General features: G+C 50.2%; 24 protein-coding genes, 3 tRNA genes and 1 pseudogene. 17 read left to right on the forward strand and 11 right to left on the reverse strand.

Translation table 11 applies throughout. The features are described from left to right. The 4 genes from MKQ70_RS09240 to MKQ70_RS09255 all read left to right on the forward strand — a co-directional run bounded on the left by MKQ70_RS09240 (position 1) and on the right by MKQ70_RS09255 (position 3,496). Complete coding sequence (locus tag MKQ70_RS09240) at positions 1-1,443, forward strand: RagB/SusD family nutrient uptake outer membrane protein (RefSeq protein WP_248070122.1); 1,443 nt, start codon at positions 1-3, stop codon at positions 1,441-1,443. 1 nt (position 1,444) lies between these two features. Next, on the forward strand, positions 1,445-1,798 hold the full coding sequence (locus MKQ70_RS09245; RefSeq protein ID WP_248070124.1) for a DUF4369 domain-containing protein: 354 nt from the start codon (positions 1,445-1,447) through the stop codon (positions 1,796-1,798). Continuing rightward, complete coding sequence (locus MKQ70_RS09250; RefSeq protein WP_248070126.1) at positions 1,770-2,540, forward strand: TlpA disulfide reductase family protein; 771 nt, start codon at positions 1,770-1,772, stop codon at positions 2,538-2,540. The genes MKQ70_RS09245 and MKQ70_RS09250 overlap by 29 nt, the downstream gene beginning before the upstream one ends. A 209-nt stretch (positions 2,541-2,749) precedes the next feature. Next, positions 2,750-3,496 (forward strand): hypothetical protein, encoded by a 747-nt coding sequence (locus MKQ70_RS09255; RefSeq protein ID WP_248070128.1) that lies wholly within the window; start codon positions 2,750-2,752, stop codon positions 3,494-3,496. 624 nt (positions 3,497-4,120) lie between these two features. On the opposite strand, the gene MKQ70_RS09260 is transcribed toward MKQ70_RS09255, so the two are convergent. Then, a complete protein-coding gene (locus MKQ70_RS09260) occupies positions 4,121-5,569 on the reverse strand; it encodes a DUF6600 domain-containing protein (protein WP_248070130.1) in 1,449 nt (482 codons plus the stop codon). Between the two features lie 288 nt (positions 5,570-5,857). Between MKQ70_RS09260 and MKQ70_RS09265 the strand changes: the two genes are divergently transcribed. The 5 genes from MKQ70_RS09265 (at position 5,858) to MKQ70_RS38075 (ending at position 11,563) form a co-directional block, all read left to right on the forward strand. Next, positions 5,858-6,952 carry a hypothetical protein gene (locus MKQ70_RS09265; RefSeq protein WP_248070132.1) on the forward strand — a complete coding sequence of 365 codons (1,095 nt, stop codon included), beginning with the start codon at positions 5,858-5,860 and terminating at the stop codon, positions 6,950-6,952. A 168-nt stretch (positions 6,953-7,120) separates the two neighbouring features. Then, positions 7,121-8,158: a sensor histidine kinase gene (locus MKQ70_RS09270; RefSeq protein WP_248070134.1), complete on the forward strand. Its 1,038-nt coding sequence runs from the start codon at positions 7,121-7,123 to the stop codon at positions 8,156-8,158. A gap of 85 nt (positions 8,159-8,243) precedes the next feature. Next, on the forward strand, positions 8,244-8,855 hold the full coding sequence (locus MKQ70_RS09275) for a LytR/AlgR family response regulator transcription factor (RefSeq protein ID WP_248070136.1): 612 nt from the start codon (positions 8,244-8,246) through the stop codon (positions 8,853-8,855). A gap of 150 nt (positions 8,856-9,005) precedes the next feature. Next, positions 9,006-10,508 (forward strand): outer membrane beta-barrel protein, encoded by a 1,503-nt coding sequence (locus tag MKQ70_RS38070; protein ID WP_308198977.1) that lies wholly within the window; start codon positions 9,006-9,008, stop codon positions 10,506-10,508. Continuing rightward, a complete protein-coding gene (locus MKQ70_RS38075; protein WP_308199439.1) occupies positions 10,451-11,563 on the forward strand; it encodes an outer membrane beta-barrel family protein in 1,113 nt (370 codons plus the stop codon). Before MKQ70_RS38070 ends, MKQ70_RS38075 begins: the two co-directional genes overlap by 58 nt. Here MKQ70_RS38075 and MKQ70_RS09285 read toward each other — a convergent pair. The 3 genes and pseudogenes from MKQ70_RS09285 to MKQ70_RS42095 form a co-directional block, all read right to left on the reverse strand. Beyond that, positions 11,452-12,147, reverse strand: a complete 696-nt coding sequence (locus MKQ70_RS09285) for a hypothetical protein (RefSeq protein WP_248070138.1) — start codon at positions 12,145-12,147, stop codon at positions 11,452-11,454. The genes MKQ70_RS38075 and MKQ70_RS09285 overlap by 112 nt on opposite strands. 156 nt (positions 12,148-12,303) lie before the next feature. Beyond that, positions 12,304-13,149, reverse strand: coding sequence for a dienelactone hydrolase family protein (locus tag MKQ70_RS09290; protein WP_248070140.1), 846 nt, complete (start codon positions 13,147-13,149; stop codon positions 12,304-12,306). A 60-nt stretch (positions 13,150-13,209) separates the two neighbouring features. Continuing rightward, a pseudogene (locus MKQ70_RS42095) lies at positions 13,210-14,084 on the reverse strand (mechanosensitive ion channel family protein). Positions 14,085-14,233: 149 nt separating this feature from the next. Between MKQ70_RS42095 and MKQ70_RS09305 the strand changes: the two are divergent. Together MKQ70_RS09305 and MKQ70_RS09310 are read left to right on the forward strand one after the other, a co-directional pair. Next, positions 14,234-14,812 (forward strand): hypothetical protein, encoded by a 579-nt coding sequence (locus MKQ70_RS09305; protein WP_248070147.1) that lies wholly within the window; start codon positions 14,234-14,236, stop codon positions 14,810-14,812. Beyond that, entirely contained in the window at positions 14,809-15,333 is a 525-nt protein-coding gene (locus tag MKQ70_RS09310) for an FUSC family protein (RefSeq protein WP_248070148.1), read from the forward strand. The genes MKQ70_RS09305 and MKQ70_RS09310 overlap by 4 nt, the downstream gene beginning before the upstream one ends. Before the next feature lie 50 nt (positions 15,334-15,383). Here the strand turns inward: MKQ70_RS09310 and MKQ70_RS09315 are convergent. The 4 genes from MKQ70_RS09315 to MKQ70_RS09330 form a co-directional block, all read right to left on the reverse strand. Next, positions 15,384-15,457: transfer RNA gene (locus MKQ70_RS09315), tRNA-Arg, on the reverse strand. Positions 15,458-15,579: 122 nt separating this feature from the next. After that, positions 15,580-15,653: transfer RNA gene (locus MKQ70_RS09320), tRNA-Arg, on the reverse strand. 197 nt (positions 15,654-15,850) lie between these two features. Next, the gene (locus MKQ70_RS09325) at positions 15,851-16,603 is read right to left on the reverse strand and encodes a Bax inhibitor-1/YccA family protein (RefSeq protein WP_248070150.1); all 753 of its coding nucleotides are present in this window, start codon (positions 16,601-16,603) and stop codon (positions 15,851-15,853) included. A 281-nt stretch (positions 16,604-16,884) separates the two neighbouring features. Next, positions 16,885-16,958 (reverse strand) — tRNA-Arg (locus tag MKQ70_RS09330). A 125-nt stretch (positions 16,959-17,083) separates the two neighbouring features. Between MKQ70_RS09330 and MKQ70_RS09335 the strand changes: the two genes are divergently transcribed. The 3 genes from MKQ70_RS09335 to MKQ70_RS09340 are packed head-to-tail and all read left to right on the forward strand — an operon-like array spanning position 17,084 to position 18,014. Continuing rightward, a complete protein-coding gene (locus MKQ70_RS09335) occupies positions 17,084-17,557 on the forward strand; it encodes a 23S rRNA (pseudouridine(1915)-N(3))-methyltransferase RlmH (protein ID WP_248070152.1) in 474 nt (157 codons plus the stop codon). A 41-nt stretch (positions 17,558-17,598) separates the two neighbouring features. Continuing rightward, a complete protein-coding gene (locus tag MKQ70_RS38080; RefSeq protein ID WP_282456318.1) occupies positions 17,599-17,808 on the forward strand; it encodes a rhomboid family intramembrane serine protease in 210 nt (69 codons plus the stop codon). Between the two features lie 14 nt (positions 17,809-17,822). Next, positions 17,823-18,014: a hypothetical protein gene (locus tag MKQ70_RS09340; RefSeq protein ID WP_282456319.1), complete on the forward strand. Its 192-nt coding sequence runs from the start codon at positions 17,823-17,825 to the stop codon at positions 18,012-18,014. Positions 18,015-18,227: 213 nt separating this feature from the next. Here MKQ70_RS09340 and tilS (MKQ70_RS09345) read toward each other — a convergent pair whose 3' ends face one another. Genes tilS (MKQ70_RS09345) through MKQ70_RS09355 form a run of 3 tightly spaced genes read right to left on the reverse strand, consistent with a single transcriptional unit; the run spans position 18,228 to position 19,882 of the window. Continuing rightward, entirely contained in the window at positions 18,228-18,845 is a 618-nt protein-coding gene (gene tilS, locus MKQ70_RS09345; RefSeq protein ID WP_248070154.1) for a tRNA lysidine(34) synthetase TilS, read from the reverse strand. Then, the gene (gene tilS / locus MKQ70_RS09350) at positions 18,803-19,555 is read right to left on the reverse strand and encodes a tRNA lysidine(34) synthetase TilS (protein WP_248070156.1); all 753 of its coding nucleotides are present in this window, start codon (positions 19,553-19,555) and stop codon (positions 18,803-18,805) included. The genes tilS (MKQ70_RS09345) and tilS (MKQ70_RS09350) overlap by 43 nt, the downstream gene beginning before the upstream one ends. A gap of 15 nt (positions 19,556-19,570) precedes the next feature. After that, on the reverse strand, positions 19,571-19,882 hold the full coding sequence (locus MKQ70_RS09355; RefSeq protein ID WP_248070158.1) for a hypothetical protein: 312 nt from the start codon (positions 19,880-19,882) through the stop codon (positions 19,571-19,573). Positions 19,883-19,957: 75 nt separating this feature from the next. Between MKQ70_RS09355 and MKQ70_RS09360 the strand changes: the two genes are divergently transcribed. The 3 genes from MKQ70_RS09360 (at position 19,958) to MKQ70_RS09370 (ending at position 21,701) form a co-directional block, all read left to right on the forward strand. Then, a complete protein-coding gene (locus tag MKQ70_RS09360; protein ID WP_248070160.1) occupies positions 19,958-20,107 on the forward strand; it encodes a hypothetical protein in 150 nt (49 codons plus the stop codon). Further along, positions 20,077-20,628, forward strand: coding sequence for an electron transfer flavoprotein subunit beta/FixA family protein (locus MKQ70_RS09365; protein WP_248070162.1), 552 nt, complete (start codon positions 20,077-20,079; stop codon positions 20,626-20,628). The genes MKQ70_RS09360 and MKQ70_RS09365 overlap by 31 nt, the downstream gene beginning before the upstream one ends. Positions 20,629-20,732: 104 nt before the next feature. After that, a complete protein-coding gene (locus tag MKQ70_RS09370) occupies positions 20,733-21,701 on the forward strand; it encodes an electron transfer flavoprotein subunit alpha/FixB family protein (RefSeq protein ID WP_248070164.1) in 969 nt (322 codons plus the stop codon). Positions 21,702-21,800 lie beyond the last annotated feature (99 nt).

The raw sequence follows: 21,800 nt of genomic DNA on the forward strand, positions 1-21,800 counted from the left end.
ATGAGAAAGATATGTTACTGGTTACCGGTGTTGTGTGTGCTGATGGCATCGTGCCATGATATGGTCACCGACATCGACCCGGAAAACCGCATTAATACCAACCAGGTGTTTTCGACCGCCGCCAACATGAACACCGCTGTGGTGGGCTGTTATAACTCCCTCCAGGCCGGCGATATGTTGCAGGCCCGCGCATTGGTGCTGGCCGATGTAATGGGAGAAGACCTGGTGAACCGAACCAACAACTTCGGCGATATTGCGCGCTACAATGCATTGTCTTCTAACACCATGGCCGCAAGAACCTGGCAGGCCGGTTACAAAGCGATCGCAGATGCCAACCGCGTGATAGACGGCATCAGTAAAAATGTGGACAAAACTACGCCCGAACAGGCGCAACGCTGGATGGCAGAGTGTAAGTTCGTACGCGCTATAGCCCACTTTTACCTCGTAAACCTATATGCGCAGTCGTATGGTTTTACTGCAGATGCCTCCCACCCTGGCATCCCGGTGATGACACAGGCATTTTACAGCAATGATCCCGCTGCCAATAAACCACGCAGCAGCGTGAAGCAGGTATACGACCAGATCATCACCGACCTGAAAGATGCGCTGGACACACTGCCATTGAGCAATAACACTCCTTACCAGAGTAAAACCCGCGCCACCAAAGCCGCAGCGGCCGCGATGTTATCGAGGGTGTATCTTTATAAAGATGATGTGGAGAACGCGAAGAACTATGCATGGGCAGTGATCAACAAACAGTATGGTGATTTTGGCCTGAATACCGAGCCTTCGCAATGCTACGGCGCGGGTAATTATCTTACTAAAGAATCGATCTTTTCAATACCCAGTAAAGCAGGCGACTTCGAGGTCGGTTACACGCTGACGGCTAACTACACCACGAATGTAGACCTGGGTGTGAGCCCCGATTTCCTGAATGTACTCACTAATCCCTGGCTGGCCGCTGATGATAAACGCCGCACACAGCTGATTGCGCTGCACCCGGTACAGCAGGTAATGGTATCCCTGAAATACCGCGACGTGGCGGACTGGGCGCCGGTCATCCGCTATGCGGAGGTGTTGCTTAACTACGCCGAAGCCGCTGCCAAAGCGCCGGGGACTGCCCCGCAGGAAGTACTTATCCGCCTGAACGAAGTCCGTAACCGCTCCCGCGTAAGCGCCCTGCCGTACACCAATATGCTGCTGGCCGATAAAACACAGTTGCTGAACGCCATTCTCGCCGAAAGGCGTATTGAACTCGCGTTCGAAGGGCACCGCATCTTCGACCTGAATCGTAATAAGCTGCGCATCACCGGTAAACGTGACTTCGATTATAATACCTTCCTGCCCGCACAGGATTATGGCGCAGATAAACGTATATTGCCTATACCGCTCGTCGAAATGGAAAGAAGCGGCGGTGTGCTTGAAAAAAATCCCGGTTATTAATATGAACAAATATTGGCTTTTACTGCTGATCCTCGGTGCACTGGGCTGCCAGCCCTTTAACCAGCGTGGCGCTAACCAGATGGTGAGCATCCGGGGAACCCTGGACGGTTTTGACACCGGCACTATGGTGCTGCTCAATCCCATGGACCGCAACGATGCCGGCGATGTGATCATTGTGGAAGGCGGCAAATTCAGCTGGACCGGTTACGCAGATAAAGCCAAACCCGTGTACCTCGTGATCCGCGATACGCCTTACGACAATGGTGTATACGTAATCCACGGAGCCCGGCGACATCCGCATCAAAGGTGCGCGTTCGGCAGACGGCATGGTAGAAATATCCGGTACGCGCAGTAATGACGAACTGAATGAACTGAATCATTATTTGCAGTCATACGCTAAACCGCTGGCCGGTTATGCCAACAAATACGCCCGTGCGCTGCAGGATAACAATCTCGATGAAATAGAACGCCTCACCAGTCTGCACCGGCAGGTGACGGCCACGCAGCAGGCCGCGCTGAACGAGTATATCGACAAGCACGGTAGCTCCCAGGCCACGCTGCTCGCCATGTTTAATCTCTATCGCCATAATCCTGACGGCGCCCTGCTCGAAAAGGTCTTCGCGAAACTATCGCCGGGGCTGCTGAAAGAACCGATGGGTGTAATGCTCCAGGGTGCGTTGAACGCTGCACAGCGTACTGCCGTTGGCTGCCACCTGCCCGACTTTCAGTTGAAAGATATAGCTGGAAAACCAGTAGCGATTTCGTCCCTCCGGGGCAAATACGTGCTGCTCGATTTCTGGGCCAGCTGGAGCCAACCTTGTCGAGCCGACCACAAGCGCCTCGCGCAAACATACGCGGCGTATAAAAACAAGGGACTCGAAATCCTGAGCGTTTCTGCAGATAAAGATCAAGACGCCTGGCAGCAGGCGATTTATAGCGAAGGTGCTGACTGGCTGCATGCTAACAACCGTGAAATCTATCGTTCGTATGCGATTTCCTCGCTTCCCATGAACTTCCTGATCGACAGGGAGGGCAAGATCGTTGCCCGTGGCATTCATGGAAAGGAGTTAGATCAATTCCTGGCGCAAACACTTTAATACTTCAGTAGTTTTCAGCGGCTGGCCGGGTATTCCGGTCAGCCGCTTTCGTTTTTGCGGCCGGCTTTTGTTCCGCTCCTCAGCCGCGGCGCACCGTCTATATGTTGACACTTATCTATTCGGTATTTATATGCATGTCGCAACACTTATTAACATCTGTCCGACCCATTTTTACGTATATTATAGGTTCATTAAAACATATAAAACACATGGCTATATTGACCTCTATCATAAAGTTTACCGGTGCTTTAGACAACCTCATCGGATACCAGGTTAACGGCAAAACAAGGGTACGTAGTCGTCCCCAGCAGGTGCGCCAAACCCTGAATACAAAGCGCGCCGCCAAAGATTTCGGCTCCGCCAGTCGCACAGCCGCCGTGCTGCGCCATGGCATCATCAAAGACATTACCGTTCGCGAGGACAATGAATTCGTGAATCGCCTTAATAAGGCCATGGTAGGCGTCATAAAAACCGACCTTGCCCGCCCGGCTGGCCGTCGCCGTGTTACCACCGGCAGCCTGCGTGCCCCGGAGGGCTTCCGCGTTAACAAGTATATGGATATCAATTGCGGGTATGCCGTACAACGTGTACACGATGGCAGTCTGCAGGTAACTATTACCCAGCCGCTCGCACAGTTCCGGGACAAAGTACAGCACATGCAATTCCGCGCCATCGCCGTTTACCCCGATTTCGAGCGCGGCAAAACCCTTCAAACCACCAGTGAAATCGTTGTCCTCAGCAAAGTACAGGCAAGCGACATCCGGGCTTTCTGTCTCACCATCCCTGCACCGCACCCGGGCGAAGCCATTGTACTGCTGGAAGCCATTGCCTGCACTATGGAAAAAGGACAGCCTGTCCATATGGGGTACCGTAATTACAACGCTGCCAATATCATTGCTATCGTGCCTGCCGCTAAAAAGAACGTCCCCGGCGTTTCGGCCTCCGGCTTCTTCTGAATCCCTGCGTTCCGTTGCGGCGCTTACGTCCGTTAAAGGCGCCAATCCCGGCTAAATTACGCGCTTAGTTCATAGGCTGTCTGAACCCTTCAGGCCGCCCGCCCCCGCATGCCTATACGGCCCCAAATGCCCGTTTCTCTTCTATTGGCCATCAAAATTGATGTTGGCGCGCACCTTTTACGGAGGTTGTCGCGCTTTTTTATGGATTTTGAGTGCGTCCGGGTTATATAGGGATTAAGTCCGCCTTAAGTCCGGGTCAACTCTGGTTACGGAGGCTTTATAGTGGCGCTATGGAGGCACCCCGTCCGTCATCATATGTTTGTAAGCGTTTGTTGACGAGACTCCCGAAGGCCGTCATCGTATGTTTGCAAACGTAGGCAGACGATATGCCCGAAGGTCGTCATTGCGACGCGCCAGCGAAGCAAACTTCCGCACCAGTCTTCGCTTTAGTGATTTGAGGCAACCAGAAATTACTGGTGCGAAGACTATACACCAGGGTTGCTTCGCTGGCGCGTCGCAATGACGGCTTTTTTATTGCTCGCATTATACATGAACTCCCCAACGCCAACAAAAAAGGCGACCAGGTTTCCCCGGCCGCCTTTCTATATTCAAGATCAAACAAAATTAGCTTTCACGTGTACCTCTCCGGCCACCACGATCACCAGAAGGTTGCGAGCGTTGCTGCGGTGCAGACCGTTCGAAGCTACGCTGTGGCGTAGACTGCCTGGGCGCCTCCATGGAGCGGGAACGTTCCTGCATCTGGCGCTGCTGTGGAGCCGGACGGCTTTCGCCACGGTCCATGCTGCGGCCATTCGGACGAGGGCTTTCGGTATTACCACGGTTCACGTTGCGGTCGGGAATGTTGCTGTTCCTTTCCGGGCGGGGACTTTCCGTACGGTTCCAGTTGCGTTCAGGACGGTTATTTTCCGTACGTGGCGTTTCTACGTTGCTGCGATCAGGCGTACGGTTCCAATTGCGTTCAGGACGGCTATTTTCCGTACGTGGCATTTCTGTACGATCCCAGTTGCGCTCCGGGCGACCGGGAAGGTTATTGCCATTCTCCGTACGTGGCGTTTCTGTGCGATTCCAGTTGCGATCCGGTCGAACGGGCAGGTTATTACCATTTCCAGTATTATTGCGATCGGGTGTACGGTCAAAACTCCTGTCGGGCACATTGCTATTCCTTTCGGGGAGATTGTTGCCATTACGTCCGGGCGTCCGCTCCGCTACACCATTCTCCCGCCCGTTGTTATTCCACTGGTTCTCAAAACTGCGCTGCGGCTGGCCATTCCTATTATCCGGCCGCGCACCATCCGCCCTGCTGAACACCCTCGTAGGTGCAGGCGCCGGTCTGGTGTTATTACCGCCAGCGTTGGAGTACTGCCTTACTTCCGGGCGGTACATCCTCACTTCGTTGCGGGCAATGCGGTCCTGGCCGGGACGCGCCTCGCTGCGGATAGGCGCAGGGGAAAGACTGCGGCCCGTGCTCCGGCGATACCAGCCCGCATCGGGACCATTAATATAGGTGCGGTTATTATAAACATAAGTATTGCGCACGATCACGGTATTGTTGTAATACACGTTGTTCTGGCGGAAAGGCATGCAATGGGAATAGTAAGATCGGTGTCCCAGCCACCTGGTCTCCGGGAACACCCAGTGACTCACTGGTATCACGGCATTAAACGATACGTTAATGCTTACACCAGGGGCCATCGGCGCCCATCCGGCCATACCGGCGTTGTTACGCCAGCTCACCCAGGCTGGTCCCCATTCGTAACCGGGTACCCATACCCAGCCATAAAACGGGTCCATGCGCCAGCGTCCATAGTGGAACGGCGCCCAACCCCAACGGTAATTAGATACCCAGGTCCAGCCATACGTGGTGTACGACCAGTTACCATTTGAGTAGTAGGGCCGGAAATCATCTCCGGCATTCGGTTGCCATACGTATCCATATTCCGGATCATCGATCCAGCGACCGTAAGGACTTAATTCATCATAAAATGTCTGGTAAGAGACCGGGCCGTCATCATAATAATCCTGCAATGGACTAGCGGTGGCTAAAGTGGGCATGGCAGCTATGAATATTCCCGCGAACAATGCGACTGCGAATACTTTTTCATAACTTTTGATTTAATCTCCCATAACCAGGAGTGCTGTTGTTTCCGTCTGTAATGCAAAACTGTTGCCAGATTTTAAAATGCAAGAACTTTGACCTTTTTAAACGCGGAATCCGTACTTTTATTGGGTGATTTAGCTGAATTACAGGTCGTTGTATTTTTTTAGCGAACGCAGCGCAAAATATCGCTGGTATGTTATAAATTTATTCTACCGAGTACGTGCTGACTTAAAAACTCAATTATGAACGTTGTTTGGTTTACCGCTATAGTGTTGATGCTGGCCATCCCTTCGTTGATCATGCTCTCTGCCTATGCCGGTTCATATATTGCGCCTTACTACCGTTTAAGGAACAAAGGATACACGCCGCCTGAAAGTTTCACCATTAACGTGGCGGGCTTTATGATTGGTTTGTTTTTCTCCGGTGTTTGCTTTGCTTTTGGCAAACATCATCTCTTTATCGGCGAAGATTTGCTTTTTCATATTTGTTTATGGCTGGTCGTTTTGCCCGTCATCAACTTCCTGTTTAGCTCGCTGTTTCCCGCGGGACGGAAAGGTTTTTCCATCCGCTGGCTGGCAGGGTTGCTGGTGGCTGTTATTGTCGCCATCGTCATGTTATATGTATACGTGTTCACGGAGCACGGGCTCAGCCGCGAAGCCATCGTTAAAGGCGCTATTGATATCAGCATCGGTGTGGCGGCGGTAGTGTATGCCTATTTTTCTGTACGCGCCCGCTTCCGCGAACGGCAGCGCCTCGAAAACGAGGTAAAGGTGCAGCCCGGTAATAAATATATCTTACTGATCCGTCCTTTTGCGATAGACCGGGACCCCTTTTTCCTGGGAAATATTTATAAGAATAAGGTATACAAACAGCTCGCCGGCGACGCCACTTATTTTATGCAGGATGGCGCTATCCGCGTGGTCGACTTCAAACAATTCTTTTCTAAAGCATTCAATAATTACATCTGCGCGGTAATGCCCGAACATACGCTTACACAGGCGGAAGTCGTGATCTGCTCCCCCGCCAAAACACCGCAGCAGATAGAAGACTTTAAAATACTGGCCGGCGGCGCCGCCTGTATTATCGCCATTCCAGGTAATATCGGCAAGTTGTCGCTCGAGTTGCAGATGATCCGTGAAAACGGCTGGCAGGAGAAGTTCTTCATCTTCACGAAACCCATCTACCAGAAACTGTACGCGCAGATCCTGCTGCCTTTGTTCCAATGGGTACTGGATGTAAAACCCGTACAGTGGGACCAGTTTGCCGCCAGGATGAAGCAATCCGGATACATGGTGCAGGAAATGGCGCCGGAACCCGGTACCATCCACGGGCTTTGACCGGCATATGCAGCAGCAGGTACTGGTATCTGGCGCCCGTAATCCCATGGGGTATGTAATGCCCGTGCTCGGTCGGCTCGGCCGCCACTGATCTGATTTCGTCGCATAAATACCGGATAACGCAGCTTTCCCCGTACAAACTGGGTGGTTCTTTATTAATTTTGGCGGATGAAACAACCCTGGTATTCGAAGCGATGGGCTAATATTTTATTGCACTGCCTGGCATGGGTGGTGCTCTTTTCCCTTCCTTACTTTCTGAAACCTTCCATGGACAAGCACCCGGAGCGGGAGCCCAACCGTGTGATCTGGGAAGTCTATTACATTCTCAATAACGTGGTGCTGATCGGCATTTTCTACTTTCACGCTTATGTATTGATCCCTTTTTTTATCTACAAAAAGAAATTCCCTCTATATGGCTTGATCATCGCCAGCACTCTTACCGGCCTGGTCGCCTTCCGCTGGCTGTTTCAAACCCAGGTGATCCGTAACGAGGACTTTGAACTGAACCCGACAGTGCTATTCAGCATTTTTATGTTGCTGTTCATCCTCGCTGCCAGCACGGCTTATATCATGATTAAAGAGAAGATGCGCGACGACCGGATCAAAAGCCAGACAGAAAATGAGACACTCAAAACAGAGCTGTCGTTTTTACGCTCGCAGGCCAGTCCGCACTTCATGTTCAATGTACTGAATAACATGGTGGCGCTGGCCCGTAAAAAGTCCGACCAGCTGGAACCTTCGTTGATCAAACTGTCGTCGCTCATGCGCTACATGTTATATGAAACGGACGAGGACCAGGTGCCGTTGGAGAAAGAAGCGGAGTACCTGCAAAGCTATATAGACCTGCAACGACAACGCTTCGGCCCGAATGTGAAGATCGATGTGAATCTGGATATTGAAGACGGCGCGTACGAAATAGAGCCGATGCTGCTGATCCCGTTTGTGGAGAATGCCTTCAAACATGGTACCGGCATGATCACGGAGGCGCATATCGAAATAAAGATGACATTGAAAAAGAATGTGCTGCATTTCCTGGTGGTGAACCGCTATGATCCCCGTTCGGTGGAGCTCAAAGATAAAACGTCGGGGATCGGGCTGACCAACGTAAAACGACGCCTGAACCTGCTGTACGCCAAAGATCACACCTTAACTATCGACCGGCAGAATGAACGTTTTGCTGTATCTTTAAATATAAACCTGCACTGATGTTACGTTGTATAGCTGTAGATGATGAACCGCTGGCCCTGGATCTCCGGAAGATAATATCAGCAAAGTACCTTACCTGAAACTGGTGGCGCGCTGCAATAACGCTTTTGAGGCGATGGAAGTAATTAAAAAGGAAACGGTGGACCTCGTATTGCTGGATATACAGATGCCCGGCTTAACCGGCCTGCAGTTTATCCAGAGCATGCCGGAGAAGCCGATGATCGTACTCATCACCGCTTATGAAAAGTATGCCCTGGAAGGTTTTAACCTGGATGTAACGGATTATCTCGTAAAACCCGTATCCCTGGAGCGCTTCGTAAAAGCCTGCAACAAGGCGTATGAATTGCATCTACTTAAAAAGAAAGATAAACACCCCGCCTCTCCCGATTTTTTCTTCGTGAATGCGGATTACAGCCTGTTAAAGGTAAACGTGGCAGATATCGTTTGGATCGAGGGCATGAGGGACTATATCAAAATACACTTGAAAAGCAGCAACAAGCCCATTGTAACACGCATGGGCATGAAGCATATCGAAGATCAGCTGTCGCCTGATAAGTTTATCCGGATTCACAAGTCGTATATCGTGTCCGTGTCGAGCATTACCGCCGTACGCAAAAACAGCGTGTTCATCGATACCCTGGAACTGCCTGTAAGCGATGCCTACAAGAGTGCCATTGACGACCTCACAGGGAAATAAAACCTTATTTCCCTTTCGTCGCATCATTTTTCCAGCCTGCCTCAATTCCCCCTTCACGCGCGAAACCCCGGCGTACTTTTGAGGTCTGAAATACAGACCAATGAAAAAATTACCGCCTTCTTAGCACTCCTTATTGCCCCTTACGCGCTTATGGCGCAGATGCCAGGCGGCGCAGGAAAGCAGGCCATGGCCAATATGGGCCATATTTACGGCAAACTCGTTGATAAAGATAATAAACCCGTTCCCTACGCTTCTGTCATGGTGATGCAAAGTCGTTTCGACACCGCTACTAAAAAGCAAAAGGACGTGCTTGTAAAAGGAATGGTAACCGAAATGAACGGCGACTTCAATTTTGAAGAACTGCCCATCATGGGCATTAAGGTGAAAGTATCGGCCTCCGGCTATAAAGCGTATGAGCAGGCTGTGACTTTCATCAACAGGCAGGCTGGCGCCCCTAAACCAGGCAGCATGCCTTCGTTCGACAAAGACCTCGGCAACATTAAACTGGAAGGCAGCGTAAGCCAGCTGAAAGGCGTGGAGGTAACCGCCAGCAAACCGATAATGACCCTGGATATAGATAAGAAGGTATTTAACGTGGAAAAGAACATCGTAAGTGCCGGTGGTACCGCGGTAGATGTAATGAAGAACGTGCCTTCCGTAAACGTGGATATCGACGGGAATGTATCGCTCCGCAACAGCGCTCCGCAGCTTTATGTGGATGGGCGTCCCACCACGCTTACGCTGGACCAGATCCCGGCCGATGCGATCGAAAGCGTGGAGGTAATCACGAATCCTTCTGCTAAATACGATGCTTCCGGTGGCGGTGCAGGCATTTTAAACATTGTACTGAAGAAGAATAAAAAGACCGGCTATAATGGTAACCTGCGTGCGGGTATCGATAAGCGTGGTGCGGTGAACGGCGGTGCAGACGTGAATCTCCGCCAGGATAAATTCAACTTCTCCGCCAGCTTTAATGCAAACCAGAATAAGAGCCGCACCACGGGATATACCGACCGTAATAACTTCAGCACCGAACCGGCTATCAACCTGCTGCAGAACAACTATAACCGCCAGAACGGCGCCTTCATGTTCGGCCGCGTAGGTGTCGATTACTTCCTTTCCAACCGCAGTACGATTTCGCTTTCCGGTGTAAAGGTGCATGGCGAGTTTAAACCCGACGACGAGAATGAAATTACGACCGACAGCCTGTTCGGCACCGGCACCCTGTCATCTTTCAGCCGCCGCTCCACAGAAGGCAAACGCGAATTCAACGCAAACGGCCTGGTGTTGGGCTTCAAGCAACTGTTTCCCCGCGAAGGTGAAGAGCTGACGGCCGATTTCAACTACTTCGGCGGTAAAAACGAAAACCGTTCTTTCTATAATACGGATTACTTCAACGGCGGTGCGAAAAGTGCCTACGAACTGCAACGCATCTTAGGCGACGGCAAAATGAGTAACATTACGATCCAGACTGACTACGTTCGCCCGATCGCCAAAACAGGTAAGCTGGAAACCGGTCTCCGGCGCAGCTACGTACAACCGAAAACAATAACTACAACTACATTTTTGACCAGAATGCCGATGAATACACGCTCATCCCCAGCACGAGCAGCAACTATAAGAACAACGACAATGTATATGCGGCTTACGTGAGCTTTTCTAATTCTATTGGCAAGTTCGGTTATAAAGTAGGACTGCGCGGCGAAAGTTCTGAATATAAAGGTGAACTGACGCAAACCGGTGAAAAGTTCAGCAACAGCTACCCGGTAAGCCTCTTCCCTTCCCTGTTCCTGAGCCAGAAACTAAATAAGGACCGGGAGCTGCAGTTGAGCTATACCCGCCGTGTAAACCGTCCGAACTTCTTCCAGCTGATCCCGTTTGCGGATTCTACCGACAGGTTGAATATCACCCGCGGTAATCCGAACCTGGTGCCGGAGTTTACTCAGTCGCTCGAAGCGTCTTACGCCAAAACATTTAACGCGAATCACAGCCTGTTGGGTTCTGTCTACTTTAAACACACGGACGATCTCATCACCAGTTACCTGGAAAAAGTAACCGATGATGCCACCGGTTCAGAAGCGCTGATCAACACCTTTACCAACGCGAATTCTTCTTATTCCTACGGTACGGAGTTAACGCTGATCAACAAGCTGACCAAGTGGTGGGATATCAGCACCAGCGTGAATCTCTACAACTCGAAAATCAATACAGATAATGTAAGCGGCTCTTCGCAGGATGCGATGTGGAGCATGTTCGGCAAGTTTAACAGCAACTTTAAACTGCCCGCTTCCTTCGATGTGCAGCTGTCGGCCACCTTCCAGTCGAAAACCAACCTGCCGATCAACAACAACCCGCGCGGGTTTGGCGGTCCCGGTATGAGCCAGGCGCAGACTGCTGCCCAGGGGTACATTAAAGCCTTTGGTGGCGTAGACCTGGCCGTGAAAAAGAGCTTCCTGAAAAACAATGCGCTATCCGCCACCTTAGCGGTAAGCGATATTTTCAGAACGATGAAAACGATCCAGTATTCCGAAAGTGAGTACTTCACACAGTACTACTCGCGCCTGCGCGATCCGCAGATGCTGCGCCTGACATTGGCTTACCGTTTTGGCAAAGTAGATATGTCGCTCTTTAAACGTAAGAGCCCAGGGCACCGGAAACAGTGGTATGGAAGGGATGCAGTAAACCGATTCAACATGACCAGTTTATAGATTGATATAAAGCGCCGCCCCGGATTGCCGGGGTGGCTTCCTTCAACAATGCTAAAGGATGATTGAAAAAGCCACCCCGGAAGGTGGCTTTTCTCGTTCGTTATGGCATCGGGAAAGAGCCGGAGTTGATGGTCGGCTGGTAAGCGCTGTTGATCGTAGTGGAACCGACGATTGCGCCGGAACTGGTTACTCTTTTTACAATCACCCGTGGTGCCGCTGTAATTCATGTAGATAGCGCCGCCGGTACCGGTTGAATAACTGGTCGTTGTGGGCGTGTAAGTGTAAGTAGTGGTATACGGACCATCTACCCAGGCGTACGTGCCGGCAAAGTGTGTTTGTGTTGCGCCCGTTACCACGTTGGTAGTGCCATAGTTTTCGTACGTAAACGTAGCGCTGACGCCGAGCGGGTAAAAGCCCCAAATGCCGTTACCGATCATTACGGTATTGGACCAGTAATAGCTCAGCGCAAACAGTTTTGCCTGCGGAGCGGCTACGGTGGATGGGATCGTCATGCTTTTTGCTTCATTCTTCAGGGATGTCATCATCAGGAGCGCTGCCGTCAGCAGCATCGGGATTCGTTTCATTGAGGGAAATTTCGGGTTAAAAGAAAATAACTATCCTTATAAAGATGGCGATAATACCGCAGTGACGCTTCGCCGATTTTGCCCGATTGTACCCGGTAATTGGCGAAATAAAAGGGCTGCACACCGGCAGCCCTTTTTATAAATGATGTTCCATGTTTAGAAAATACGACCGAAGAAGGTCTTCATATCTTTCCAGGAAGCCGTATCCGCCGCTGCATTGTAAGCAATGGGGATATTGAACTGCTGGCCTTTTTCGGTGGAGCCGGGATTGGTAAAGGCGTGCACAGCACCAGGGTACGCGATGAACTGGTAGTCGGCGCCGATAGAATCCAGGCCTTTCCTGAAGGCGGCAATCTCTTCCGGCGATACGAATTTATCGTCTGCGCCATGGCATACGAGGATTTTCGCTTTCAGTAGGTCTTTGTTGGCGGGAGCGCCGGCCAGGTTGCCGTGGAAGCTGACCACACCTTTAAGCGGAGCACCCAGTTTGGCTACGTTCAGTACTACCGCGCCACCGAAGCAATAGCCGATAGCTGCAATGCGGCTGGTGTCTGTTTGTTTGAATGACTTGATCACGGTCAGCGCCGCCTCAATGCGCGACTTCATCAGCGCTGGATTGGTGTAGAACTTACCGGCTTCGGCGCCAGCTTCTTTCGGCGTCGGCGCAATCAGTCCATTCCCGTACATGTCTACCGCGATAGCGATATACCCCAGTTCCGCCAGCTGACGCGCGCGGGTTTTGGGGTACTCGTTGAGCCCCCACCACTCGGGCACCACCAGTACGGCAGGGCGCGGAGTGGTAACGTTTTCGTTGTACACGACGTAGCCGACCAGTGTCGTTGTGTCGTCTTTGTAAGTCACCGTTTCTTCCTTCAATTTCACTTCTACGGGCGCTGTGGTGGCCGTAGTATCCTCACCGGTTTTGGCAGGCTGGTTGTTGCAGGCGGAGGCGCCCAACACCACGGCCGCCAGAGCAGTAAAAAGCAGGCGTTGTTTCTTCATGAATTTATAGGTTTATCGTTTTTACGTAAAATTCGGTGTTAGGGTTGGCACATCAGTGTTCTACTTCCTTTTTGTGATGGATAAAATCTCGGTCGTGATTGCGCGCTTCATCCGCCGCTCCATTTCTTTATCGTGCCGCGGAATCAGGAACTGCACTTTAAACCGGCACAGGTCTTTTTTGATCTCCAGCGTTTTTAAGGAAAAGCTGTTCGCCGTAATGTTGCTCGTAAACGGTTGCAGCGCATCTTTCAGTTGACTTTCCAGCTCTGAGGGAGTGGCGAAAAATTTCAGGTCCATCTCAAACTCGATCGTCATCTTCTTGATATTCTGTTTGCTCTGGTTAACGATCAGGGTATTAAAGATCATCGTATTGGGTACGATCACGATATCGTCATCATCGTTTTGCAAGACGACATTCACCAGCGTGATGTCCAGTATCTTTCCTGGAACTCCCCTACCTTGATCTGATCGCCCAGCGACAACTGATCGGAGAACATGATGATCAAACCATTGATGATATTGGTTATATACTCTTTAGATAATAAGGCGATGGCCGCCGCAACGATGGTAATGTTGGTGACGGTTACTCCAACACCTACCGCTACCCCTGCCAGTACAAATCCCCCGTTTAACACCGACGATACACGCTTTACGCCCAGCAGGAAGTTGTCGCGCTGTATGTTGGTGATATTATGCCTGCGGATGTACCAGGATCGGATAATGATTTGCATGAGGGAAATCACAATGTTACCGCCGAGAAAAACATACAGGCCGTGCATGAATCTTTCCACCACACGCAGTCTGTCCGCGAAATACTCCGGATAGTTTATGTTCGTATAAATCAGCGCGGCAAACATTAATACCTTTGCGATAAAAATAAGGCGCGCCCGCCGCTCCCGGAAAGCGTTTTCATTGGAGGATGGTCCGTTTACCATAATCTTTGGTCAACTACATTTAGTTAGATATACAGCAAAAATAGCCATTATAGCGACCATAGCCGCAATTTTCGTGCAGGAAAAAACAATACGCTAAGAAATGCTGCTTTTTTTTCTTTTAGGAAGATGGAATAACTTTGCCTGTTGATATGAAAACGAGTGTCCGCCAGATTTTGCTGCATGAAATGAAGTCCCTCTTTGAACTGAAGAAAACGGAACGCCTGTGGCATATTCCGGTGCTGGCTTCGCTGTGTGTGGGTATTCCTTTACTCGCGGGGTGGTACTTCGACCGGTTAGATTACGGCCTGCTGGCCTGTATGGGCGGACTCGTCATCCTTTATCTCAATAACGGCACGCTGGCGGAGCGTATGATTACACTGGTGGCCTGTTCTTTCGGTTTTATGGCATCTTACGCCATTGGCGTCAGTTTCAGCTTTAACTCCCTGCTGTCGGCTTTATTTATTGGTGTATTCGCTATGGGGGTACACTGGGTAACCAGTTATTTCCGGCTGCCGCCGCCCAATAGCTTTTTCTTTATCATGCTGGCGGCCATCGGCAGTTGTGCGCCGTTTCACCTGCATACCATCCCTACCCGGGTCGGGCTGATCGGCATGGGCACCATGTTCGCCTGTACGCTCGCGCTGTTTTACAGCATGTATATCACAAAGAAACTTCCCCCAAAAAGCCCGCACCACAATTACGGAAAGCACCTTACTCCGATACCGTGAAATCGCTCATCGTCGGGGCCTTCGCCGGCATATCGATACTGGTGCCGCACCTCATGGGGCTCGATAATCCTTATTGGGTGCCTATCTCGAGCATGGCAGTAATGCAGGGTGTGGACGTCCGCCATGTATGGCAGCGTACTTTTCAGCGGATATTAGGCACTTTCGCGGGCATGGGGCTCACCTGGCTGTTGCTGTTGCTACACCTGAACTCATTGGGGATCTGCCTGGCCATTCTCGTGCTGCAGTTCCTCGTGGAAATGCTGATCGTTCGCCACTACGCGCTCACCGTCTTCTTTATAACACCTATGACGGTATTTCTCGCCGAGGCCGGCAGCGCCATGACGCAGGATCCGCAAATGCTGATAGAGCTGCGTGTACTTGACATCGTTATCGGGAGCCTTATCGGCGCTGTGGGTGGCTGGTTTTTGCATCACCGGGAAATTCAGGAGCAAACGAGAAGAAGAATACGGATTACACGGTATGTGCTGTTGAATTTACGCGGGAAGATGCGATTGCATTAAGACCCTATCGAAATAAAAAAGGATGGTAGCGATACCATCCTTCTCTTTTGTGACTCTGTCAGGATTCAAACCTGAAACCTTCTGATCCGTAGTCAGATGCTCTATTCAATTGAGCTACAAAGCCATTCGTTATTTGTTTAACGGGATGCAAATGTACGTTTCTTTACACGTGAATTCCAAATATTTTTATCGATCTCTTCCAAATGAAAAAGGATGGCATTACTACCATCCTTTTTCTTTTTTCCGTGACTCTGTCAGGATTCAAACCTGAAACCTTCTGATCCGTAGTCAGATGCTCTATTCAATTGAGCTACAAAGCCATTCGTTAATTATTTAACGGAATGCAAATGTACGCTTCTTTCGCTATGACTTCCAAGTATTTTAAGCAATCATTTATTCAGACTGCTCCATCTTTTTAATAATCAATCACTTAGAATGGATCATGTGGATAAGTCTGTTCGGCTTAACCATAAAAAAGGGCGCCCAAAAGCGCCCTTTCCTGTATGAAATAATCTTACTAATCTCTTCTGCCTCCAAACAAACGGAGCAGGTGAATGAAGATGTTGATGAAATCAAGATACAAGCTTAAAGCGCCCATTACTGCCAGTTTACGCGTTTCATTAGCAGGTGTGCCTTCGTATTCCACACCTTCGCCGATGCGTTTGAGTTTCTGTACGTCGTACGCGGTCAGACCGGTAAATACCAGTACAGCGATCACGCTGATTACATAACCCATAGTATCGCTTTTCATGAACAGGTTGATGAGCATCGCCACCAGGATGCCGATCAGCGCCATCATCAGCAAACGGCCGAAGCTGGTGAGGTCTTTAGTGGTCGTGTATCCCATTACGGCCATTACACCAAACATAGCGGCGGCAGACAGGAAACAACCTATTACAGAGTTGGCGGTATAAGCGAGTAAGATAAAGCTGAAACTGATACCATTAATAGCGGCATACACTAGGAACAGGGTCGTAATGGCGGAAGCAGATAAGCGCTGGAAGCCAAAAGACATTAACATCACGAAACCGAGAGGTGCGAACATTACGATCCAGCCAAGCGGATTCATTTTGCCGGTGATGGTGTTAAACAGGTAAGCCAGTAAGTGCGTGTTGTTTGCGAACAGGATGGCGAATAATGACGAAACACCCAGGGCGACAAACATCCATGTAAATACATTAGCCATAAAGTTCTTTGCCAGGGAACCTGATCCGGCCGTGGCACTGTTCTGAATGGGATAAGTACGGGATTGCTGATTGTAGTTTTCCATAGTTTTTAAGACTTTGCTATAATGTAAATGTAAGTAAAGATGTGATTGCCAGCAAACGCCGCCGCTAATTCAGGTCGTTAAAAAAGATATAAAAAAGCCGGGCAGACGACACTGTCCGGCGTATACATGTGATCTGATGTAATTTTACACCATTTCCAATTTCGGTATTTGTGGTGATTTTTTGCATGCGGACGTGATTGAAATACAATCATTAACGGCCGCTTAACGGATTCTGCCGGAAAGAAAAAGGGACTGATTCATGAAGAACCAGTCCCTTTTTGTGACCCTGTCAGGATTCAAACCTGAAACCTTCTGATCCGTAGTCAGATGCTCTATTCAATTGAGCTACAAGGCCATTTTTGTGTCGAACGGGATGCAAATGTATGTAGATTTTTATTTCTGCAAATCTTTCGGGCAAAATTATTTCGGCTTCTTTTTAAGCGCTACTTTTGATGCTTCATTAAAAAAACGGGTAAACGCTTGAAAATACAGCTCTGGAGCATCGGGAAAGACAACGATGCCTATATCGCGGATGGCATCAAAATTTTTCAGAAAAGGTTGCAACATTACGTGGACTTCGAGATAAAACTCATTCCCACTGTGAAACAGGCAGCCAGTCTTGCTATTCCTGAACTGAAAAAGCAGGAAGGTAAAATGTTGCTCGATATGTTGCAACCCTCCGACTACCTGGTGGCCCTGTACGAGCGTGGCAAAACCATGACCACCCTGCAACTGTCCGACTTTTTACAGCAGCGCGCCAATGCCGGTACCCGTCAGGTGATCATCCTCATCGGCGGTGCTTTTGGTCTCGACGAACCGGTGCTCAAACGCGCGCAATTACAATTGTCGCTCTCTGCCCTCACCTTCCCGCACCAACTGGTACGGCTCATCGTCACAGAACAACTTTATCGTGCTTACTCCGTATTAAGCAACGAAAAATACCACCACGAATAATTCTATTTGCGTTACTTTAGCACTAACATCAGCGATTGTTTATGTCCGTTACTATTTCGATCATCGTTCTGACCTGTCTTGTTTCCATTACCGCTTTCCAGCGCCAGGACCAGCTTTACAAACTGGCAATGGTGCCGTACGACGTGAAGCATCACAAACAATATTACCGCCTGTTTACGAATGGTCTCGTACACGCAGATTACATGCACCTGCTGTTTAATATGCTGTCGCTTTATTTTTTTCGTCGGTAGAGGAAGTGTATGAAATGCGTTTCGGCAGCAAATATTATTTCCTGCTGATGTATGTTGGTGCACTGGTGGTATCCAGTTTACCCGCGCTTTTGAAGCACGGCGACAACCAGCATTACACCTCGCTGGGTGCGTCTGGTGGTGTAGCGGCGGTGATTTTTTCGGGGATCGTGTTTTTTCCTGGAGCGGCATTTCTTTCTTTTTATTGATGTTATCCGCTTTCCCGCGGTCATCTTCGGCTGCTTCTATGTTTGGCTTTCTATATACCTCGATCGCCGCGGTGGCAGCAACATTGCGCACGATGCGCATTATTGGGGCGCTATCTTCGGACTCCTCTTCCCTATTGCGGTAGAGCCGGTGATCGGCCTGGAATTTCTCAATACAATTCGTTACGACTTCCCGGGTATCAATAAATATATTGGTTAGGCGGGTTGCCATTCCAGCCGCAACAGGCGCTGCGTTTGCGGCGTCAGTTTAAAGCGGTCGTCGATACGCATGCCCACTATCCAGACAATCTTTTTGCCGCATTCCAGCACCCATGCATTTTCCTTTTGCGGGATAGAAAGTTTCTGGTCAATGAAAAAGCGCGATACCTTTTTCTTTTTCTGCATGCCCAGCGGGTAAAAATAATCACCTTTCTTCCAGCGGCGCAGCAGCAGCGGGAACTTAATGTGTTTTGCATCCAGGCAGGCGATGGTGGCATCCGTTGGCGGTTTAACGCCCGCCGCATCGAGGTGTTGCAGGGTAATGCGGGCACCTGGCATCAATACGGTTTCCTGTTCTTCAGCAATGATAAAGTGGGTAGATAAATCCGTTTGCTGCGGCGTAATGATCAGCCATTTCCGGTCGCGGTAAATGCGGTGTGTGGCGGTGGACAGGTATTTTCCCGGGGCACTGTTCAGCAGCTGCACCACCTGTTCTGCCTGCGCGGCGCTGCAGCCGAATGGTTTCAACAGTTCGTACGTGATGGTCTGCAATGGGCTTGACTTCTGCAGTTTTAATACCGGGATAAAATATTCTTCTCCCCTTTTCTCCAGCAATTTCTTCCGGTAGATGTCCGGGCTTCCTGGTACAATGTTTCGGCCTCGCGAAAGCGTTCAATGCTGCCGCCGATATTACGAATAGCTTCCGGATAGGCCTCTTCCAACTTCGGAATCACCTGGTGACGAAAGAAATTACGTGTGTACTTGTCTGTTAGGTTAGAACTATCTTCCACAAATCCTGTTTTTTTCTCTTGTTCATATTGGTTGATCTGCTCCCGCGTAGCGAAGAGTAACGGCCTGATAATATGACCATTTTTAGGCAAAATACCATGAAGCCCGGCGATACCCGTTCCCTTGGAAAGGTTCATCAGCACCGTTTCCACATTGTCGCCCAGGTGATGCGCGGTGGCAATGTAATCGAGGCCGAGCTGCATCCTCAGTTCTTCCAGCCAGCGGTAACGCAATTCGCGGGCAGCCACCTGGATCGATCGCTTATACGTTTGCGCGTACGCCTCCGTATCGAAATGCTGCACATGAAACGGCGCCTGTAAACGTTCAGCCAGCGTCCGTACAAAACCTTCGTCACGTATGGACTCTGCACCACGCAGCCCGAAGTTACAATGCGCTACACGGAACCGGAAACCGGCATCATAAAATAATTGCGCCATCACCGCGGAGTCACGGCCACCGCTAACAGCCAGTAATACCTGCTGGCCGTTGCTGAATAAATTTTCCCGGAGGATATAATCACGGAATGCTTCTTGCATAGCTGAGCGTTAAGATTAGTAGGCCAGGTCTTCGTAGGCCGACTGCAGTTCATTATAAGCGTGACGTTCGCCCGCGGCTTTGGCAATGGCCATCCCTTTTTCATAAATGGCCAGCGCCTGATCAGGTACGCCGGCACGTTCGAGCAACTTGCCGAGGTGGTAATAAGAACCGGTGTAGCCGGGCTCCTTATCCAGCAGTTCTTCAAATTCGCGGCGGGCCTGCCCATCGTCGGCGATTTTGATGTATTCCAGCGCCAGCGCGTGTTTCAGGAAGCTGTCGCCTGGCTCCTGCCGCAGCAAATCGGTTAATTGTTCTATTCTGCTCATATGCCTGTGATGAATGCTGAAAATCGATATATTTGTAAATACCGCATTTACCAAAACAAAACTAAGTTAAAGGTTATGAAGATTTTAGTATGTATTAGTAAAACCCCGGACACTACCGCAAAAATAGCTTTCACCGACAACAACACGAAATTCAGTGAAGCTGGCGTACAGTTCATCATCAATCCCTACGATGAATGGTATGCGCTGGTGCGTGCCCGGAACTGAAAGAAGCAACGGGCGGTACAGTTCACCTGATCACAGTTGGCGGCGCAGACACCGAGCCTATTATCCGTAAGGCGCTGGCGCTTGGCGGCGATGAGGCCTTCAGGGTAAACGCGGATAGCCATGACAGTTATTTTATTGCTGCGCAGATCGCAGACCACGCTAAGAAAGAAAATTATGACCTGATCCTTACCGGTAAAGAAACCATTGACTACAATGGCTCCAGCATCGGCGGTATGGTAGCCGAACTGCTCGATCTTCCCTATGTATCGATTGCGGCAAAACTGGATGTAAACGGCGGTACCGCTACCCTGAACCGCGAGATCGAAGGCGGCGAGGAAGTAGTGGAAGTAACATTGCCTGTGGTGGTAAGCGCACAAAAAGGTATGGCCGAAGCCCGTATTCCTAATATGAAAGGTATTATGGCGGCCCGCACCAAGCCGCTGAAAGTACTGGAACCCGCTGCGGCCGACACCCTCACCGCGGTAGTAGGCTTTGAGCTCCCCCTGCAAAAGCCGGTGTAAAACTGATCAGCCCCGACAACCCGGAGGAGCTGGTAAAACTGCTGCATGAGCAGGCCAAAGTACTCTAGGTTCCACGTTATCTCTCATCAGAAAAAGAAATTAGCATGTCTGTATTAATATTTGCGGATCAATTCGAAGGAAAAATAAAGAAGGCGGCCCTGGAGGCCGTGCAATACGGTTCAAAAGTTGCCGAACAACAGGGCACATCTGCCACCGCCGTTGTGCTGGGCGATGTGGATGCTGCCGAACTGGCAACACTGGGTAACTACGGCGCTGCAAAGGTATTACATGTGGCCGGTGCGAAATTTAATGACGCAGACGCAGGTGTAAGCGCCAAAATCGTAGCCGAGGCGGCCGCGAAAGAAGGATCCAAAGTAGTCGTATTTTCCCATAACTTCTCAGGTCGCGCCATTGCACCCCGTGTAGCGGCAAGGCTTAAAGCAGGTTTCGTTGCGGGCGCCATTGAGCTGCCCGACACCGCCTCCGGCTTTGTGGTGAAAAAGAATGTATTCTCCGGCAAGGCATTTGCGAAAGTGAATATCACCTCCGATGTAAAAGTTATTTCGGTGTTGCCGAACAGCTTTGCAGTGGAAGCCGGCAGTAACAGCGCCACAGTAGAGGCCTTCTCTCCTGCTGTAAGCGATGGGGACTTCAAAGTGAAAGTATTGAAGACCGAAACCATCAGCGGCGAGGTGCCGTTAACGGAGGCTGAGATCGTGGTAAGCGGCGGCCGTGGCCTTAAAGGTCCCGAAAACTGGGGACTGGTAGAGGATCTGGCTAAAGCGCTCGGTGCAGCTACCGCCTGTTCCCGCCCGGTGTCCGACTCCGATTGGCGTCCGCACCACGAGCACGTAGGACAAACCGGCCTCACTATCCGCCCGAACCTGTATATCGCGATCGGTATTTCCGGCGCTATCCAGCACCTGGCGGGTGTAAACGGCAGTAAAGTGATCGTGGTGATCAATAAAGATCCGGAAGCGCCGTTCTTTAAAGCGGCAGACTACGGTATCGTGGGTGATGCATTTGAAGTAGTGCCCAAGATCACCGAAGCGATCAGGAAGATAAAGGCTTGATAATTGAATATAAATATTGATAGTTACAGGCTACAAGTCTGTAACTATCAATTTGTCAAATGTTTTTTTAGAATATTTTTCTAACTTCACGTCTTGCGC

Origin of the sequence: Chitinophaga sedimenti (genome assembly GCF_023156195.1) — a bacterium.
Classification (GTDB): domain Bacteria; phylum Bacteroidota; class Bacteroidia; order Chitinophagales; family Chitinophagaceae; genus Chitinophaga; species Chitinophaga sedimenti.